Raw genomic sequence first — 17,029 nt, forward strand, 5'->3', positions numbered from 1 at the left:
TCCCTGTTTAGTTATGTATATCGAGTACGACGGCGGTTTGAAAAAGTTTATTGTTTCCAGCTCACTTTCACCGGGTTGCGGGCACGCAAGGCCACGTTGTGCACATAGGCTTCCCACTGCGCTTGCGAGGTGATGTCGCCGGAACGCTCCCAGGCGCCGCCCACGTAGTAGGTCAGCGGCTGGCCCGAGGTGGCGTTGGCCACGATCAGCTCGTTGAGCTTGTCCTCGGTGTAGTCGGTGGCGCTCGGCAGCACCATGGCCACGCCGAAGGAACCCTTGGTGGCTTGCTGTATCCACTGCAGCACGGCGGTGGAGGCCTTGTCCTTGACCACGGCGATCTTGGGATCTTCGCCCTTGTCGGTCGGCGTCTTGTTCAGGCCGATGGCGATGGGCAGCGTTTTCGGGCCGGCGAAAGTGAAGGTGCTGTCGACGCGGTCCATATAGTGGCCGGCGTCCACGGTGAAGCGCTTCACTTCGCTGACCTGGGTGCCGTTGGCGTTCCAGGCGGAGTAGTTCAGCTCGAAGATGGTGCGCACCGGGCCGTTGGCCAGCACTTTCCAGCTGGCGTAGTTGCTGCTGGTGTACAGGGTGCCGCCCAGCCACACGCCGGCGCCGCCGGCGCCGCGCGACTTGCCGACGTTGTACATGTCCATGCCTTCACCTTCGTCGTGGTGGTAGTGGTCATGGCCCTTGTTGTACCAGCGGTCGACGATGGGGTAGTTCACGCGCTTGAACCACAGGTCCAGGCCGCTCGTCTCCAGCACTTCCTTGCCGCTGCCCGGCGCGGCCGGGGCGGCCAGCGCGGGGCCGTAGGTGCGGTGCGCCAGCTTGTCGTTTTCCCAGGCGAAGTCGTCCAGGCGTTCCGGCACGTAGCGGGCCGAGGACTGGCTGGCGAAGGGCGGCGCCAGCGCGTCGATGGTTTCGACGGTGTAGCTGGCGGTTTTTTCGCCGGCCTTGAAGCTGTGCTGGAAGATCAGTTCGCCATACGCGACGCCTTCGTTCTTCGGGTCCTTGGCCTGCGGGGCCACATTGGTCACCTGGTGCGGCACCACGCGGCCGGAGGCGTCCTTCACGGCCAGGCGCTGGATCAGCGCGCCGGGCAGCTGCTTGTTGACCTCGACCCAGGGGATGGTCACGGTTTCGGACGGACGGGCGATGTCCAGGTCATGGCTCAGTTTGACGGTGAAGCTGGCGCCGTGGGCCATCGGCGCCAGGGTGGCCAGCATGGCGGCCAGCAGAGGGGTGGTGGTCATTTTCATGGCGTGTCCTTAGTGGTGTTCGCGGTAGTCGGTCTGGCCGCTGGTCTTCGGCATGTAGTGGTAGGTGCGCACGCGGTGCTCCACGGCGATGTTCGGGTTCTTCAGCAGCTTGATCATCTCGGCGCCGGCCAGCAGGGTGGGGCCGTAGCCGTGCAGCGCGTTCACGCTGGTGGGGCGGTGGTAGTAATAGGTCTGGTCGCCGGCCAGCGTGGTGCCCACGCAGATGCCTTCGATTTCGCCTTTTGCCGTGACCTTGGACACCAGGCCGGCCCAGCCCGCTTGCGCAATCGAACCGTAGGTGGTCGGGCTGATCCAGCCCTGGTTGATGGCGTGCGCCGTCACGTAGACGAACATGGCGCTGGCCGAGGTTTCCAGGTAGGAGTCGTTGCGGTCTATCATCTGGTGCCACAGGCCGCTGCCCGATTGCAGCTCGGCGATGCCTTTCAGGCTCAGGCGCAGCTGGGCCAGCACTTTAGGATAGCCGGGGTGGTCTTTCGGCAGCACGTCCAGCAGGTCGGACATGGCCATGACGGCCCAGCCGTTGGCGCGCGCCCAGTAGAAGCGCGGCGCGTCCGGGATGTTGGCGTGCCAGCCGTGGGTGTACAGGTTCAGCTGCGGGTTGAACAGGTAGTTCGACATTTGCAGCGCGTTTTTCACCGCGTCGTCGAAGTGCTCGCGCTTGCCGGTCATGCGGCCCATTTCCGCCAGCGCGGGGATGCTCATATACATATCGTCGCCCCACAGCGACACCGCTTGCGGACGCTTGCGCGCCATGGTGCCGTCTGGCAGGCGGAACTGCTTGTTGGCCACCCAGTCGCTGCAGGTGGCGATCATGCCGCTCAGGTCGGGGCCGATCTTCAGCGCGCGGGCGCGCATCAGCGCGGCGCACATGGAGCCGGAATCGTCCAGCGCGCGCGGGTCGAGGAAGCGCGAGAAGCTGTTGTTGCGCTCCAGCTTGAACTGCTGTTCCTGGGCGCGGAAGTAGGGCTGGGTGTCGGCGAAGAACTGGAAGTGCCGCTTGGTCATGTCGGTGAAGTGCGGGTCGCCGGTGGCTTCGGCCGCCTTGAACAGGCCGGCGTGCACCACGCCCATTTCGTACACCATGATGCCGTAGTCGCCCGCGCTGGGCGCGAAGATGGCGTCCTTATTGGGCTTGCTGAAGTCGGTGATCTGGTTGCCGGTTTTCTTGTCGATCACGCGGGTGGGCGTGGACGCATCCATATAGCCGCGTATGCGGTTCAGCACCTCGGTGATTTCGGACACCACCGGCATCTTGTACGGCACGGGATAGGTGCCCTCGCCGGCGTCGGTCAGGCTTTTGTTGTCGGGGTTGCGGTAAGGACCTTCGGCGTGGGCCGAGCCCAGCAGCAGGGTGAGGGCGGCCGCGCTGGCCAGCAGTTTCTTGGTGGTGTGCATGTGTCTCCGTCGCGCGCTATTTAAGATGGTGCGTCATTTGGTCAGGCCATTCTAGTTTGGTCTGACCAAATGTGCAAGGCGGACTAGCCGCCTTGTTGCGCCATTTACAATTTAGGGGGCGGAGACTGTTGGGCTTAGCCCCGGGAGAAGGTGCGGGTCACGCGTTCCAGGTGGGCGCGCATGGCCTGGCGGGCGCCGGCCACGTCGTGCGCGGCGATGGCTTCCAGTACCTTGCGGTGATCCTGCAGCGTTTGCTTGCGCAGGTCCTCGGTCTGGAAGTGCTCCTTCAGCTTGTGCCACAGCGTGCCGCGCTGGTTCCACAGGTATTCAATCACGCCCACCAGCGCCGTGTTGCCGGTGGCGCGCGCGATGGCCAGGTGGAAGTTGCGGTCGGCCTGTTCGTTGCTGGTGCGGTCTTCGTGGTGCTGCTCCATCTCCATCACCGCGCGCAGGATGGCGTCGACGTGGGAATCGGTGGCCACCTTGGCGGCGATGGCCGCCACTTCGGACTCGATCAGGCGGCGCGCGGCCAGCACCTCGAAGGGGCCGGGGCCGACTTCGGGCATCTCGGCCGGGGTCTCCACCAGTTCGGACACATACACACCGGAGCCGCCGCGCACCTCGACCATGCCGCCTAGTTCCAGCGCAATCAGCGCTTCGCGCAGCGAGGCGCGGCTTACGCTCAGCTTGGCGGCCAGTTCGCGTTCTGCGGGCAGGCGCGAGCCTGGCTGGATATCTTCGTCCTTGATCAGTTGTTGAATACGGGAGGCTACGACACGGTACAGGCGCGGCTCGGCCACAGTGGCTTCGCGCGGCGCAGGAGGTTTCTTCATTGGATGGACGTGTCCGAGAGAGGTGTTAAAGATGCAAGGTGGTCAGATTTTAGTTTGGACAGGCCAATCTTGCAAGGCGGACCAGCCAATACAGGCGCGCCTGCGCTACACTGGGCGCCCAGTCGGGCTGCTTTGGAGGAAAAATGATGAAAAAAGTATTGATCGTTACCGGCGCGGGGCGCGGCATCGGCGCCTGTATCGCCCTGCGCGCGGCGCAGGACGGCTATGCGGTGGGCGTCAACTATCATAGCGACGCGGCGGCCGCGGCCAGGGTGGTGGACCAGATCGTGGCCTCGGGCGGCAGCGCCGTCGCGGTGCAGGGCGACGTGGGCGTGCCTGCGGACGTGGCGCGCCTGTTCGCCACGGTGGAGGCGCAGCTGGGGCCGGTGACGGCGCTGGTCAACAACGCGGGCATCACCGGCGGGCTGGGGCGCTTCGCGGACGCCGACCCGGCCGGCATCGCCGCCGTGTTCCAGGTCAACGTGCTGGGGCTGATGGATTGCTGCCGCGCGGCGATCGCATCCTTCAAGCGCAGCGGTGTGAAAGGCGTGATCGTCAACATCTCCTCCACGGCGGCCAGCAGCGGCAGCCCGGGCGACTATGTGCATTACGCGGCCAGCAAGGCGGCGGTGGAAGCGTTCACGATGGGACTGGGGCGCGAGCTGGCGCCGGAAGGCATTCGCGTGTGTGGCGTGGCGCCGGGCATGACGCTGACCGAGATCCACGCCCGTGGCGGCGACGCCTACCGCCTGGAGCGCGCCGCACCCGGCATACCGATGCGCCGTCCGGCCAATCCGGAGGAGATCGCGGAACCGGCGGTCTGGCTGCTGTCGCCCGCTGCGTCTTATATTACCGCCACCACGTTGACGGTCGGCGGCGGCAAATAAAAAAAAGCCCGCTACGGGAGCGGGCTAAATCTAATCTCTTGGAGGAGAATAGAGGAGACAGGTGCATCATCTCGCATTGCAGCATATGCGTCTACTTTATCTTTGTGATGAGAGAAATTCGTGTCGTGAATATCCGTGGGCGCCAATGGGTGCTGTTCGACGGATCATGGCGGGTTACGTCGGCTGGCGCCGCCTAACCCGCCCTACGCCCTGTGTAATAGGCCCTTCGGCCCCACCTGCCCACGCTTAATTCTCGAATATGCAGCCGACGTAGGCTTTGGTGACCATTTGCATGCGGTCGGTGTCGCCGATCTGGCCGGGGTAGCGTTGGGCGGTGGCGGTGGCGCAGAGATCTTCGCGTTCGTGCAGGCGGGCGATGCAGGCGCTTTCGCTCAGGTTGTATTTGTTGCGGGCGCAGGCTTTTTCCAGACGGCCGGACAGGCTTTTCAGCATGCCGGTGTCTGCGCCGGATACCTGCAGGGCGGTGTTGGCGATGGCTACGCCGGCGCCGCCGCCCGTGCTGGATTCTGATTCTCTTTCTTCCGCCACGACCGCCTCCGCGTCGGGAACCGCCTTGGACCTGCGCTCAATGGCGGCGTTCAATCCCCAGCCCAATGCAACCAGCAGGATGGCTTTGAACAGCCAGCCCAGATTCCAGCCCTGGTCGGCGTGGACATAGGTTTCACGTGCGGGCCGGACCGGCTCGGCGCCGGGCTTCTGGAATTTGGCGTAGCAGATGCCGCAGGCAGGGCATTGCCAGTCTGGATTGGTGGCGTCGGGTGGCCGCACATGGCTGCATTTCGGGCAGATCACTGTCATGGGGATAAAGATGGCTGCTAGGACAGGGCGAGTATAGCGGGCGCTACGGCGGGAAAAATGCGCGGATTGTCACATGCAGCTATCTGAAAAGACAAAAAGCCTCCGGGGCTGGCCCCGGAGGCTTTCTGGCCCGGCTTTATGCCGGCATCAGGACTTGGCGAAGGCCAGCAGGTCGGCGTTGACCTTGTCCTTGTGGGTGTCGGTCAGGCCGTGCGGTGCGCCGGGGTAGACGATGAGCTTGGCGCCTTTGACCAGCGCGGCCGAGGCGCGGCCCGCTGCGTCGATCGGCACGATCTGGTCGTCGTCGCCGTGGATCACCAGGGTCGGCTTGTCGAACTTTTTCAGGTCGGCGCGGAAGTCGGTTTCCGAGAAGGCCTTGATCGAGTCGTAGGTGTTTTTATGGCCGCCCATCATGCCTTGCATCCACCAGGCGTTGATCATGCCTTGCGAGACCTTTGCCCCTGGGCGGTTGAAGCCGTAGAAGGGGCCGCTGGCGATGTCCAGGTAGAGCTGCGAGCGGTCTTTCACCGAACCGGCGCGGATGCCGTCGAACACTTCGATCGGCAGGCCGCCCGGATTGTCGGCCGTTTTCAGCATCAGCGGCGGCACCGCCGACACCAGGGCCAGCTTGGCCACGCGCTTGGTGCCATGGCGGCCCACGTAGCGCGCCACTTCGCCGCCGCCGGTGGAGAAGCCGACCAGGATGGCGTTCTTCAGGTCCAGCGCTTCGATCACGGCGGCCAGGTCGTCGGCGTAGTGATCCATGTCGTTGCCGTCCCATGGCTGGCTGGAGCGGCCGTGGCCGCGGCGGTCGTGCGCAATGACGCGGAAGCCGTTGTTCGCCAGGTGGAACATCTGCGCTTCCCAGCTGTCCGAATTCAGCGGCCAGCCGTGGCTGAACACGACCGGCTGGCCCGAGCCCCAGTCCTTGTAGTAGATGTCCACGCCGTCCTTGGTGGTGATGGTGCTGGCGGTCTTGCGGACAGGCTTGCCGGCCGGCGCGGCTTGCGCTTCGCTGGTGGCGGCCAGCGGCAGCATGGCGGCTGCGGCGATGGCGGCCAGGCTGGCGCCGCCGGTCAGGGCGCCACGGCGGGCGGTGTTGATCTCATTCAGGGCTTGATCCTGGGGCTTGGTGGACATGATGGGTTCTTCCTTTTAGTGTATGTTGGGTTAAAAAACGCTGTGCTACATTAGGCAAGATGCTGTTTGAAGAAAGCGGCGGTGCGCCCGTTCGCCAGTTCGGCTGCCGCGGCGTCGTAGTGGTTGCCGCCGGGACGCGCAAAAGCGTGGTTGCAGCCGGGGTAGGTATGCAGTTCGATCTGCTTGTTCTGGCCCAGCGCGGCATTGATGGCGGCCTGCGCTTCCTTGCCGATGTATTCGTCTTCGCCAGCCAGGTGGTAGAGCAGCGGGTCCTGCACCTTGCCCGCTTCGGACACGAACTTCTCGGTGCCGCCGCCGTAGTAGGCCACGAAGGCGTCGGCGCGGCCGCGTGCTGCGCTCAGGTAGGTGAGCAGGCCGCCCAGGCAGTAGCCGGTGACGGCCACCTTGCCGCTGGCGCCTTGCATGGTGCGGGCCGCCGCCACAGTGGCGGCGATGTCGCGCACGCCCTTGTCGAAGTCGTAGGCGCTGTACAGGGCGAAGCCTTTGGCCCAGTCGCCTTCGCTCGCTTCGGACATGTCCAGGCCCGCCTCGGCGCGCCAGAACAGGTCGGGGGCGACGGCGATATAGCCTTGCGCCGCGTAGTTGTCCGCAATGCTGCGGATGCCGGCGTTGACGCCGAAGATCTCCTGCAGCACCACGATCACCGGGGCTGGCGCGGCGCCGCTGGGGCGGGCTACGTAGCAGTTGAAGCTGCCGTCTTCGGCCTGGATGGAAATGCCTGGTTTCATCTGTTTTCTCCGTTGGGTAGTGCGATGCGATGGATGCATCTTAGGTCGGAAAACGCCGGGTGGGAACGCACAAAGCTGCAATGCCGCTTTGTAAAAATGCAGGTCTTTCGATAGGGATAGGGAAACAAGCGACGAATGGCTAACGATTTTGACTGGAACGATATTCCGCTGATTTTGTCGCTGGCGCGCACCGGCAGCATGAGCGCCAGCGGCCGCGCGCTGGGGGTGGACGCGTCCACCATCAGCCGCCGCATTGCAGCGGCCGAGAAGTCGCTGCAGCTGCGCCTGTTCATCCGCGATAACACGCGCTACCAGTTGACCGAGGCGGGCCGCGTGTTCGTGGAATATGGCGAGGCGGTGTACGGCAATGTGCAGAGCATGCTGCTGGCGTCGTCGCGCGAGGCCGAGGCCATTACCGGCGCGGTGCGCATCACGGCCATCGATTTCCTGTTCGACTACTGGCTGCTGCCGCGGCTGCCGGAACTGGCCGCGCAGTATCCGCAGTTGTACGTGCATCTGCTGGGCGACAACGACAACCTGTCCTTCACGCGCCGCGAGGCGGACTTTGCGCTGCGCCTGGCGCAGCCGGGCGAGGACGCGGCGCTGGTGATGCGCAAGCTGGGCGATATAGGCTGGACCGTCTACGGCAGCGCGGACGCCGAGCCGGTGCCGCGCGAACAGTGGGGCGAGCAACCCTGGATCATGTACGGCGACGAGTTGTCGCATGTGCCGGAGATGGCCTGGATACGCAGCCTGGGGCCGGACGTGCGCGGTTCGGTGCGGGTGAACAGCCTGACCACCATGCTGCGCGCCTGCGAGTCGGGACTGGGGCTGGCGCTGCTGCCCTGCCTGATCGGCCACCCGCCCGGCCTGCGGCGGCTGGGTGGCCAGGCCGAGCTGCAGCGCGAACTATGGCTGCTGAGCCACCGCGACGCCGGTTCCATCGCGCGCTTCAAGGTGGTGTCGGCCTGGCTGGCCAAGCTGTATGCGGACAGCCGGGACGCGATGTGCGGCTAGGCTGCGGACCAATTACTTGCCGGCGTAGGCCTGCGACGCCGCCAGCATCAGCAGCACTTCCACGCCGCTGCCTGCGCGGTTGCTGATCTCGAGCCGCGCGCCGATCTGCTCGGCGCGCTCGCGCATGCCGGTCAGGCCCCAGTGCCCGGCCTTGCCTTGCGTCTGGGTGGCGTGATTCAGGCCTTTGCCGTTGTCGCGCACGGCCAGCGTGAACTCGCGCGCGCCGTAGGCCAGCTGCACGTCCAGCACGCTGGCGCCCGCGTGGCGGCAGGCGTTGCTCATGGCTTCGCGCGCGATGGCGTACACCTCGTCGTGCACGGCCGGCGCCAGCTCGCGCTCCTTGCCTTCCACCCGCACGGTCAGTGCGAAGGGTTCCTCGCCCGGGGCTTCCAGGCAGCCGCCATTGGCCGCCATGGTCTCGCCGGCCTCCTTGAGCGCGGCCGACAGGCAGTTGCGGGAGACGCGCAAGTCCATCACCTGGTCGCGGCCTTCTATCAGCACCTGGTCGGCCTGGGTCAGCGTCTTGTCCATCAGCGCGCGGGTGTCGCTGCCGGGCGGCAGGCGGTTGGCCACGGCCTGGAAATGCAGGATCAGCCCGTGCAGGCTTTGCAGGAAGGTGTCGTGCAGCGCGCGCGCAATGCGTTCGCGCTCCACCAGCCGTTCGTGCATGCGCTCGCGCAGGCGGCGCGTGAGCTGGCGCAGCCGCAGCTGGTGCATGGCGTAGGCCAGCAGGGCCGCCGCCAGCGCGCACAGCGCCGCGAACCAGACCGTCTGCGTGAAGCGCGGCGCAATCACGAAGTCCTCCGCGCTGTGGATGCCGCTGGACACGCCGTCCTCGTTCACCGCCTCCACGTTGAAGCGGTAGCTGCCCGGCCCCAGGTTGGTGTAGTAGGCGGTGCGGCGCGGGCCGGCTTCCTGCCAGTCCTGGTCCACGCCGTCCAGCCGGTAGCGGAAGCGCACGCGTTCGGGCATGGTGTAGCTCAGGGCGGTGTAGTCGATCTGCAGCTTGCCGGTGCCGGGCGGCAGGCGCAGGCCCGCGTCCAGCGCGTGCGGCACGCCGTCGCTGTGCATGCCGGTCACGCGCACAGCCGGCGCGGCGGTGTTGCGCTCCAGGCGGGCCGGATCGAACCAGGCGATGCCGCCGGTGCCCACGAACCATAGCCGGCCGCCGCTGCCGGCCAGCGCGGACGGCGTGCGCACCACCATGGCCGCCGCGCCGGGATAGCCGTCCGAGCTGTCCCACAGTTCGTAGCGCAGCGGCGTGTCCTCGTGCGTGATGCTGCGCTGCCAGTCGGCGGCGGTGACGTGGGCCAGGCCCTTGCTGGTGTTGAGCCAGCGGTCGCCGTCGGGCGTGATGGCCATGCCGGACACATTCGACAGCAGTCCCGGATCGGCGGCGCTCAGGGGCAAGAATTTGCCGTCGCGCAGCACCGCCATGCCGTTGTCGCCCGCGATCAGCAGCTCCTTCTGCGTATCGACAAAGGTGACCGCGCCCAGGTCTATGCCTTGCGCCGGCCCGTATTCGGTGAGCTTGCCGCGCTCGTGGTAGAGCAGCTTGTTGTTGCGGAAGCCGAACCAGGTGTTGCCCTTGCTGTCGGCGGCGGCGTACAGCGGCCCGCGCACGCCCTTGTGCTCGCCGGGCGATATCCATTGGCCGTTCTCGCGCCGGTAAAGGCCGCGTCCGCCTATGCCCACCCAGGTGCCGGTGGCGTCGTCCGACAGGATGAGCACGAAGTTCTTGCCGTTCTCGCCCCCGAGCAAGGGCGGCAGCGGCCAGATCTCGACCACGCCGCCTTTGCGCCGCTCGATGCGCTGGTCGCCGCCGATCAGCACCGAGCCGTCGCGTCCCTTGGCCACCACGTACACTTTTTGCCCGGTCTCCTGCTTGACGGCCTGGCCGCCGGCGTCCATGCGCCACAGCAGGCCGGCCTCCGCCGAGGCGGCCCAGGCGGTGCCGTCTTCCTCCTGCGCAAAGGCCAGGTAGCCCGCCGTGGGCGGGAAAAGCACGGTTTGCAGCTTGTTCTGGCGCAGGCGCTCCAGCCCGGCCGGCGTGCCGATCCAGATATTGCCTTCGCGGTCTTCCAGCAACGAGTGCACGTTCAGGCTGCCCATCTGCCAAGGCTGGTCCAGCCTGTCGTCCGCCGCGCTGCGGGGGAAGGCGCCGTTCTTGCCCTGCCAGGTGGACGGCAGCGTGCGGCACAGGCCGGCGGGGCAGCCGGCCCAGAGATTGCCGTGCCGGTCGAACAGATTGGACAGCGCCGTCGCGCGGTTGTGCCAGGGCGAGCGCGGCAGGGGCTGGCCGGGCGGCGGCGGCAGCGGCGTGTAGCCGTCCTTGCCGGTCAGCCACAGGCGGCCGTCGGGGGACTGGTTCAGCATCGGCGCGGTGGCGCTGTGGCCGGTGGACTGGAATTTGCGCGCGGCGCGGTCCAGCAGGTAGAGCTTTTGCTGGTCCGCCACCCACAGCCGGCCGTACTGGTCCAGGTGGACAAGCTCGGCGCGCGGGGACGGGTAGTTCCAGTCCGCGCCTATCTTTTCCCACTTCCCGCCGCTGTAATGCATCAAGCCGCTGGTGCTGGCGACCCAGATGCTGTCGTCGGACTCCACCACCAGGCCGTAGGTGGCGCCGATGGGATTGCCGGCGCCGGACGCGAGGTGCAGCAGGCGGCCGTTGCGCAGGCGGCTCAGGCCGCCGAAGGTGTAGCCTATCCACAAATCGCCATTGGGCAGGGCGGTGAGCGAGGTGATGCGCTTGCCCAGCAGGTTTTCGCCCGGCGCGGGCTTGAAGGCCTCGAAATGCACGCCGTCGAAGCGGTGCAGGCCGGTCACCGTGCCCAGCCACAGCCAGCCGTCGGCGGTCTGCGCCATCGTATCGACCTCGCGCGGCGCGCCTTCGCGGCTGGTCCAGATGTCGTGGTGGTAGCCGGTGATGGGAACGGCCGGGTCCAGCGCCTGGGCGGCAGTGCCGGCCATGAGCGCCAGCGCCAGGGCGGCCCGCAGGAAGTTTTTGTGCGTAAATATTGCCATAGATTCATTATGGCCAGCCCGGGGCTGTTGACGCAAGCGGAGGATGGTTTTTTACCTGACGGGCAGCCAGTTCGGCTTCTGGCCGGTGTGCCACTCGCGCTCCACGGGGCCGCTGAATTCCGGTTCCAGCGTGCCCAGCGTGACGGCGATGCGGTCCGGCGCTTCGGTGCTGCGCCAGTAGAGGTTCGAGCCGCACACGCTGCAAAAGCCGCGCCGTCCGTGGCTGGACGAGGCGTATTCCGTCACCCGCTCCGCGCCGCGCTCAATGGTGAAGCCGGCGGCGGCCACGTTGGCATACGATCCCGCTGCCGCGCCGTGCTGTTTTCGGCACATGGTGCAGTAGCAATGGCTGGCGTGCCTGACCGGGCCTTCCGCGCGGTAAGCCACCGCGCCGCACAGGCAGCTTCCGGTCAGCATGGGCTGGGCTAGCCGCGCACCAGCTGCGCGGGCTGCGGGGTGGGCTGTGCAGTGTGGGGTGCGGCGTAGAAGCAGGCCTGCGAGGCGTGCGGCGCATGCTGGCCGGTCTCGGCCGCCACCAGCGGCATGTCCACCGGCAGCGGCTGGGTGGATTGCTGCGCCAGCGTGCGCAGGATGGCAAAGCCGGGGGCAGGCGTATGCGCCATCGGGCCGGTGCGGCCTTCGGCCACCGATTGCAGCAGCGGGTAGGGGCCGGCGCCGATCTGCACCGCCTGCTGGTCGTCCGCCAGCAGCAGGGCGGCGGCGCCTTCCCCGGCTTGCGCACCGCAGGCCAGCAGCACCGCCAGGCAAGGTTCGGTACTGTACTTGAGCGCGGCGAGTACTTGCGTAGGATGCTGGTTGCGGCGGGCGTTGCGCAGAATGCGCTCCTGCGGCCATCCCGCGTCCAGCAACTGCTGCTGCAGCCAGCGCCCAGCGGCGTCGCGCCAGGGGCCTTTCCATTCGGCGGGCAGCAGGGCGATCAGTTGCAGGTGGGGCAGCCCCGGCTGCGCACCGTCGGCCAGGCCGCCGTGCTTGCCGGCGGTGGCCGCCAGTGTACGCATGGCCGACGTGGCCAGCGCCATGGTGCGCCAGTACTCGGCGCTGGCGTCCAGCTTGCCCTGTCCGCTGGCCTTCATCCAGGCCGAGATTTCGGCGCGCAACGCCTGCTCGTCCAGATCCGTGCCCTTGCTTCCCATGGCGGCGTCAACCAGGCGCAGCGGTATGGCCGGCGGCTGGGCTGCGGGGGGGACTGGCTTGCCGGCCGCTGCGCCTTTGCGGCGCGGCCAGTATTTCAGTACCGAAAGGAATATATCTTTCAGTGAGGCTTGCATGTTGTCATCCCTGTAAGCGTTTCACATAGTATAGCCGAGCTTGCAACTTAAATTGCTGACAACGCTGAGAAATGACGGCATGGCGTTCTACTACAGATTAATATTTCCATAATCCAAATAAGTAGTTCTACCGAGAAAGTGATCGACAGTTACTAGCAGCTACGATAAAGTGCCGGGCTCACGCTGGATTCCCCATGACAGGCCTCATCCCAGCCTGCTCTCGCCCGGTTACCTTTGGTTAGCCACCGCCCCTGGCGGCTGGCATGTTGCACTGTCGCAGAAAAACAAATAAACGTCATGCTGAACGCCTTTTCCGTCCGCCGCCTCGCTATCAGGCTGCTATGCTGCCTGCTGTGCGCCTGCGCATGGCAGGCGCAGGCGGGTGCGCGCGAGCTGGTGGTGGTCGTATCGGCCAAGAGCCCGGTCATGGCGCTGCAGGCGCGGCAGGTGGCCGACATTTTCCTGGCCGAAGCGGCGCGCTATCCCGGCGGCGGCGAGGCCGTGGCGCTGGACCAGAAACTGGGCTCGGCGGCGCGCAACGAGTTCTACAGCAAAGTGGCCGGGCGCGCGCCGGAGCAGATGAAGGCGCACTGGACCAAGATGATGTTCACCGGACGCGGCCAGCCGCCGCGCGAAGCGGCCGGCAGCGCCGCCGTGCGCCGCATGGTGGCGGCCGACCCCGCCTTGATCGGCTATATCGACCGCGCCGCGCTCAATGCCAGCGTGCGCGTTGTGCTGGTGGTGAAATGATGGCGGGCGGGAGCAACTGGGGCAATGCGGGCGCAGCCGGCGGCGCCAAGCGCAAGCGCTGGCTGCGGCTGCTGCTGGAGACCTATGTCTCGCTGCCGTTTTTCACCGTGCTGCTGCTGGGCGCGATCTGGGCCTTCACTTTCCATTTCATCGGCATTGAGCGCGAGGCGGCCGGCAAGGGCGCGGCCGACTCGGTGCGCGAGCTGGTGGACACCTACGAAGCCCAGGTGGCGCGCAACCTCGGCGGCATAGACCAGAGCCTGAAAGTGATTGCCTACGCGGTCGAGCGCAGGGGCGCGGCCGACGCGCTGGCGGAACTGAACCAGCACGGCCTGCTGCCGTCCGCCCTGGTGTACTCGATCAGCATCGCCGACGCGCAGGGCCGCGTGGTGGCGCGCAATCCGGCGGCGCGGCCGGTGTCGGTGGCCGACCAGCCCTATTTCAAATTCCACCAGGAGACGCCGGGCCACAGCGCCATCGCCGGCGAGACCCTGCGCGACGCCGCCAGCGGCGACGCCCGCCTGCATTTCACCCGCCGCCTTGACGACGCGGCCGGCCAGTTCGCCGGCGTGGCCGTGATGGAAGTGGACCCGGCCTATTTCACCAGCGGCTACGAGCGCCGCCGCCAGGGCGAGCAGGGCATGCTGGCGCTGGTGGGCAACGACGGCGTGGTGCGCGCGCTGCGCGTGGGCGACAAGATCAGCTGGGGCCAGCAGCTGGACCTGCGCGCCGAAGTCGGCGCCAGCCTGGCCAATTCCTGGGACGGCGTGGGGCGCTACACAATGGCCCGCCCCATGCACGGCTTTGCGCTGACGGCGGTTGCCGGCCTGGCCGAGCACGAGCAGCTGGCCGTGTTCGAGCGCCGCCGCGTGGCCAGCCTGTGGGAGGCCGGCGTGGCCAGCGCCGTGGTGGTGATGCTGGCGGCGCTGCTGTGGATCTGGACCTGGCAGGGCGCCATGGCGCGCCGCCGCATCCGCCACGCGCAGGAAACCTACGCCGCCGCGTCCGAGGGCAGCATGGACGCCTTCTTCGTGCTGCGCGCGGTGCGCGACCGGCGCGGCATGGTGACGGACTTCGACATCGCGGAGGCCAACGGCCGCGCCGAAGCGCTGTCCGGCCTGACGCGCGCCCAGCTCAAGGGCATGACCTTGTGCGGCTGGCTGCCGCAGGTGCGCGTGAGCGGCAAATTCGAAACCCTGGCGCACATTGCGCAAGTGGGCGGCGTCTACCAGGAGGAGCAGCGCAACGGCATGCCGCAGCTGCACGCCAACTGGCTGCACTGGCAGGTGGTGGGCGTGGACGGCGGCGTGGTGGCCATCGTGCGCGACATCAGCGAGCGCAAGCTGGCCGAGGAGCGCATCGTCCACCTGGCGCACCACGACAGCCTGACAGGCCTGCCCAACCGAAGCCTGATCGCCGACCGTCTGCAGCAGGCGATACTGCACGGCGAGCGCAACGACCGCGAAGTGGCGGTGGCCTTTATCGACCTCGATAGCTTCAAGCTGGTGAACGACGGCCTGGGCCACACCGCCGGCGACCAGCTGCTCACCGAGGTGGCCTCGCGCATGGTGGGCTGCGTGCGCCGGCACGACACGGTGGGCCGTTTCGGCGGCGACGAATTCGTGCTGGTGCTGCCGGAGCAGCGCGACAGCGAAGGCGCGCTGATGCTGCTGCTGGAGAAGGTGCGCGAGGCGGTGATACGCCCTGTGGTGCTGGGCGGCCAGCCGGTGCAGGTGAGCTGCAGCATAGGCGTGGCCATGTATCCGCGCGACGGCTGCGACGCCGACACGCTGCTGATGAACGCCGACGCCGCCATGTACCGCGCCAAGGACACCGGCAAGAACAATGTGCAGTTCTACACCATGGAAATGAACGCCAGCCTGGAGGAAAAGCTGGAGTTGATGGACGGCCTGCGCACCGCGCTGGCCGAGGAGCAGTTCCGCATTTACTACCAGCCCAAGGTGAGCCTGGACACCGGCATGGTGTTCGGCGTGGAAGCGCTGCTGCGCTGGCAGCATCCGGTGCGCGGCATGATGGCGCCGGACCAGTTCATCCCGCTGGCCGAGGAAAGCGGCGCCATCGTCTCCATCGGCGAATGGGTGCTGCTGACGGCCTGCCGCCAGGCGCGCGCATGGCAGCTGGAGGGCCTGGCGCCGGTGACCATTTCGGTCAACGTGTCGGCGCGCCAGTTCGACGACGCGCGCCTGGTCATGCGGGTGCAGCGCGCGCTCGAGCTGAGCGGCCTAGCGCCGCAGTGGCTGGAACTGGAAGTGACCGAAAGCCTGATCATGCGCGACCTGCAGCAGGCCATCGCCAAGATGCGCGAGCTCAAGGCCATGGGCATTTCGCTGTCCATCGACGACTTCGGCACCGGCTACTCCAGCCTGGCCGCGCTCAAGTCCTTCCCCATCAGCAGCCTGAAAATCGACAAGTCCTTCATCCGCGACCTGGATGTGAGCAGCGACGACCAGGCCATCGCGCGCGCCATCATCTCGCTGTCGCACCAGTTGCAGCTGCGCGTGATCGCCGAGGGCGTGGAAACCGTGCAGCAGCGCAGCTTCCTGCAGGACAGCGGCTGCGACGACATGCAGGGCTATCTGTTCAGCCGCCCGGTGATGCCGGAGCAGATCCAGGGCATGCTGGAAGCGCAGGGAGAAGCGCTCTCCACTTAGTCCAGCATCCCGCTCCCGTTGCATGCGCTACAATTGCTAAATCGCATCTATTAAGATTTCAGCAGCCATGAGCCAACAATTCTCCGACGATATCTACACCGAACCGTCCGACGTGGACGTCAATACCCTGGCCAACCTGGGCCCGCTGACCGCGATGGCTGGCATTTTCGAGGGCGAGCGCGGGCTGGACATCAAACCCAAGAAAGACGGCCCGCGCAAGCAGGCCTACGTCGAGCGCATCGAACTGCAGCCCATCGACCCGGTGACCAACGGCCCGCAGCTGTTCTACGGCCTGCGCTACGTTATCCTGATCACCAAGCCGGACCAGGTGAAGACCTACCACGAGCAGGTGGGCTACTGGCTGTGGGAACCGGCCACCAACACCGTGATCCAGACCCTGGCCATCCCGCGCGGCCAGATCGCCATGGCCTCCGGCACCGCCGCGCCGGACGCGAAGTCCTTCGAGCTGGTGGCCTACCGCGAGTCCGACACCTACGGCATCCGCTCCAATCCCTTCCTCGAATTCGGCTTCAAGACGGTGGAGTACCGCATCAAGGTCACCATCAACGACGACGGCACCTGGGGCTACGAGGAAGACACCGTCATGCTGATACGCGGCAAAGAGGACGAGCCCTTCCACCACGTCGACCGTAACCTGCTGCGCAAGGTGGCCGACGCCACGCCCAACCCCCAAGCCCGCAAATAAGCGAGCCGCGTAGGGCGGGTTAGCGCATCGCGCGTAACCCGCCAGCGCCGTCGAAACGCCAGCCCGGTCTCAGCGCGCCAATGCAAAGCGCACCAGCGCAAAGGCCAGCGCAAACAAGTAGCCATAAGCGAAGCGGTCGATGCGCAGCAGCGCCTGGCCGCGCCGCGCGCGCCACGCGCCGGCCGCGCACATGCACAGTCCTGCGGCCACCGGCGTGAAGACCAGGTTAGCGATGCGCAAACCCTGGCCCGACACGAGGTGCGAAGAGATCACCAGCAGGCTCAGGCCGCCCACCATGGCGCCGATCAGGAAGTAGCCTATGGCCGCGATCCAGGGCCGGGGCGGTTTGCGCAGCGGCTCCGCAATCGCGTGGAAGCCCATTTCTATCAGTGCCTCTCCCAGGATCTGGATCAGGAACTCGCCGAGGAACTGGAACAGGATTTCTATCATGGGCAGCCCGGGTATGCA

At 66.7% G+C, this 17,029-nt stretch carries 15 protein-coding genes; 5 read left to right on the forward strand and 10 right to left on the reverse strand.

The window, feature by feature from the left end:
- Positions 1-47: 47 nt before the first annotated feature.
- From KT882_RS13425 to KT882_RS13435, 3 genes are all read right to left on the reverse strand, one after another.
- Positions 48-1,259 (reverse strand): DUF4861 family protein, encoded by a 1,212-nt coding sequence (locus tag KT882_RS13425; RefSeq protein WP_228896168.1) that lies wholly within the window; start codon positions 1,257-1,259, stop codon positions 48-50.
- Between the two features lie 9 nt (positions 1,260-1,268).
- Entirely contained in the window at positions 1,269-2,675 is a 1,407-nt protein-coding gene (locus tag KT882_RS13430) for a glycoside hydrolase family 88/105 protein (protein WP_161073511.1), read from the reverse strand.
- A 134-nt stretch (positions 2,676-2,809) separates the two neighbouring features.
- Entirely contained in the window at positions 2,810-3,508 is a 699-nt protein-coding gene (locus KT882_RS13435; protein WP_161073512.1) for a FadR/GntR family transcriptional regulator, read from the reverse strand.
- A gap of 143 nt (positions 3,509-3,651) precedes the next feature.
- On the opposite strand from KT882_RS13435, the gene KT882_RS13440 reads away from it, so the two are divergent.
- Positions 3,652-4,395: an SDR family oxidoreductase gene (locus KT882_RS13440; protein WP_321170359.1), complete on the forward strand. Its 744-nt coding sequence runs from the start codon at positions 3,652-3,654 to the stop codon at positions 4,393-4,395.
- Positions 4,396-4,641: 246 nt separating this feature from the next.
- On the opposite strand, the gene KT882_RS13445 is transcribed toward KT882_RS13440, so the two are convergent.
- The 3 genes from KT882_RS13445 to KT882_RS13455 all read right to left on the reverse strand — a co-directional run bounded on the left by KT882_RS13445 (position 4,642) and on the right by KT882_RS13455 (position 7,103).
- The gene (locus tag KT882_RS13445; protein ID WP_228896170.1) at positions 4,642-5,214 is read right to left on the reverse strand and encodes a hypothetical protein; all 573 of its coding nucleotides are present in this window, start codon (positions 5,212-5,214) and stop codon (positions 4,642-4,644) included.
- A gap of 147 nt (positions 5,215-5,361) precedes the next feature.
- Positions 5,362-6,354 (reverse strand): alpha/beta fold hydrolase, encoded by a 993-nt coding sequence (locus KT882_RS13450; RefSeq protein WP_228896172.1) that lies wholly within the window; start codon positions 6,352-6,354, stop codon positions 5,362-5,364.
- Between the two features lie 50 nt (positions 6,355-6,404).
- Positions 6,405-7,103 (reverse strand): dienelactone hydrolase family protein, encoded by a 699-nt coding sequence (locus KT882_RS13455; protein WP_161073521.1) that lies wholly within the window; start codon positions 7,101-7,103, stop codon positions 6,405-6,407.
- 135 nt (positions 7,104-7,238) lie between these two features.
- On the opposite strand from KT882_RS13455, the gene KT882_RS13460 reads away from it, so the two are divergent.
- Entirely contained in the window at positions 7,239-8,120 is an 882-nt protein-coding gene (locus tag KT882_RS13460) for a LysR family transcriptional regulator (protein ID WP_161073522.1), read from the forward strand.
- A 12-nt stretch (positions 8,121-8,132) separates the two neighbouring features.
- Here the strand turns inward: KT882_RS13460 and KT882_RS13465 are convergent, their stop codons facing one another.
- Genes KT882_RS13465 through KT882_RS13475 form a run of 3 tightly spaced genes read right to left on the reverse strand, consistent with a single transcriptional unit; the run spans position 8,133 to position 12,433 of the window.
- Positions 8,133-11,144: a sensor histidine kinase gene (locus KT882_RS13465; RefSeq protein WP_228896174.1), complete on the reverse strand. Its 3,012-nt coding sequence runs from the start codon at positions 11,142-11,144 to the stop codon at positions 8,133-8,135.
- A 51-nt stretch (positions 11,145-11,195) separates the two neighbouring features.
- A complete protein-coding gene (locus tag KT882_RS13470) occupies positions 11,196-11,561 on the reverse strand; it encodes a GFA family protein (RefSeq protein ID WP_161073524.1) in 366 nt (121 codons plus the stop codon).
- Positions 11,562-11,569: 8 nt separating this feature from the next.
- Entirely contained in the window at positions 11,570-12,433 is an 864-nt protein-coding gene (locus KT882_RS13475; RefSeq protein ID WP_228896177.1) for a hypothetical protein, read from the reverse strand.
- Positions 12,434-12,730: 297 nt separating this feature from the next.
- Between KT882_RS13475 and KT882_RS13480 the strand changes: the two genes are divergently transcribed.
- From KT882_RS13480 to KT882_RS13490, 3 genes are all read left to right on the forward strand, one after another.
- Positions 12,731-13,183, forward strand: a complete 453-nt coding sequence (locus tag KT882_RS13480) for a type 2 periplasmic-binding domain-containing protein (RefSeq protein ID WP_228896178.1) — start codon at positions 12,731-12,733, stop codon at positions 13,181-13,183.
- On the forward strand, positions 13,180-15,855 hold the full coding sequence (locus tag KT882_RS13485; protein WP_228896180.1) for a bifunctional diguanylate cyclase/phosphodiesterase: 2,676 nt from the start codon (positions 13,180-13,182) through the stop codon (positions 15,853-15,855). Before KT882_RS13480 ends, KT882_RS13485 begins: the two co-directional genes overlap by 4 nt.
- A gap of 67 nt (positions 15,856-15,922) precedes the next feature.
- Positions 15,923-16,561, forward strand: coding sequence for an FABP family protein (locus tag KT882_RS13490; RefSeq protein WP_161073526.1), 639 nt, complete (start codon positions 15,923-15,925; stop codon positions 16,559-16,561).
- Between the two features lie 69 nt (positions 16,562-16,630).
- Here the strand turns inward: KT882_RS13490 and KT882_RS13495 are convergent, their stop codons facing one another.
- On the reverse strand, positions 16,631-17,011 hold the full coding sequence (locus tag KT882_RS13495; protein ID WP_161073527.1) for a hypothetical protein: 381 nt from the start codon (positions 17,009-17,011) through the stop codon (positions 16,631-16,633).
- Positions 17,012-17,029 lie beyond the last annotated feature (18 nt).

This window comes from Pseudoduganella aquatica (genome assembly GCF_020865585.1).
GTDB classification, from domain to species: Bacteria; Pseudomonadota; Gammaproteobacteria; order Burkholderiales; family Burkholderiaceae_D; genus Rugamonas; species Rugamonas aquatica_A.

Excerpts from the sequence above, each read along its gene's own strand:
- KT882_RS13425 (WP_228896168.1), bottom strand. The coding sequence starts at position 1,259 with ATGAAAATGACCACCACCCCTCTGCTGGCCGCCATGCTGGCCACCCTG.
- KT882_RS13430 (WP_161073511.1), bottom strand. The coding sequence starts at position 2,675 with ATGCACACCACCAAGAAACTGCTGGCCAGCGCGGCCGCCCTCACCCTG.
- KT882_RS13435 (WP_161073512.1), bottom strand. The coding sequence starts at position 3,508 with ATGAAGAAACCTCCTGCGCCGCGCGAAGCCACTGTGGCCGAGCCGCGC.
- KT882_RS13440 (WP_321170359.1), top strand. The coding sequence starts at position 3,652 with ATGATGAAAAAAGTATTGATCGTTACCGGCGCGGGGCGCGGCATCGGC.
- KT882_RS13445 (WP_228896170.1), bottom strand. The coding sequence starts at position 5,214 with ATGACAGTGATCTGCCCGAAATGCAGCCATGTGCGGCCACCCGACGCC.
- KT882_RS13450 (WP_228896172.1), bottom strand. The coding sequence starts at position 6,354 with ATGTCCACCAAGCCCCAGGATCAAGCCCTGAATGAGATCAACACCGCC.
- KT882_RS13455 (WP_161073521.1), bottom strand. The coding sequence starts at position 7,103 with ATGAAACCAGGCATTTCCATCCAGGCCGAAGACGGCAGCTTCAACTGC.
- KT882_RS13460 (WP_161073522.1), top strand. The coding sequence starts at position 7,239 with ATGGCTAACGATTTTGACTGGAACGATATTCCGCTGATTTTGTCGCTG.
- KT882_RS13465 (WP_228896174.1), bottom strand. The coding sequence starts at position 11,144 with ATGGCAATATTTACGCACAAAAACTTCCTGCGGGCCGCCCTGGCGCTG.
- KT882_RS13470 (WP_161073524.1), bottom strand. The coding sequence starts at position 11,561 with ATGCTGACCGGAAGCTGCCTGTGCGGCGCGGTGGCTTACCGCGCGGAA.
- KT882_RS13475 (WP_228896177.1), bottom strand. The coding sequence starts at position 12,433 with ATGCAAGCCTCACTGAAAGATATATTCCTTTCGGTACTGAAATACTGG.
- KT882_RS13480 (WP_228896178.1), top strand. The coding sequence starts at position 12,731 with ATGCTGAACGCCTTTTCCGTCCGCCGCCTCGCTATCAGGCTGCTATGC.
- KT882_RS13485 (WP_228896180.1), top strand. The coding sequence starts at position 13,180 with ATGATGGCGGGCGGGAGCAACTGGGGCAATGCGGGCGCAGCCGGCGGC.
- KT882_RS13490 (WP_161073526.1), top strand. The coding sequence starts at position 15,923 with ATGAGCCAACAATTCTCCGACGATATCTACACCGAACCGTCCGACGTG.
- KT882_RS13495 (WP_161073527.1), bottom strand. The coding sequence starts at position 17,011 with ATGATAGAAATCCTGTTCCAGTTCCTCGGCGAGTTCCTGATCCAGATC.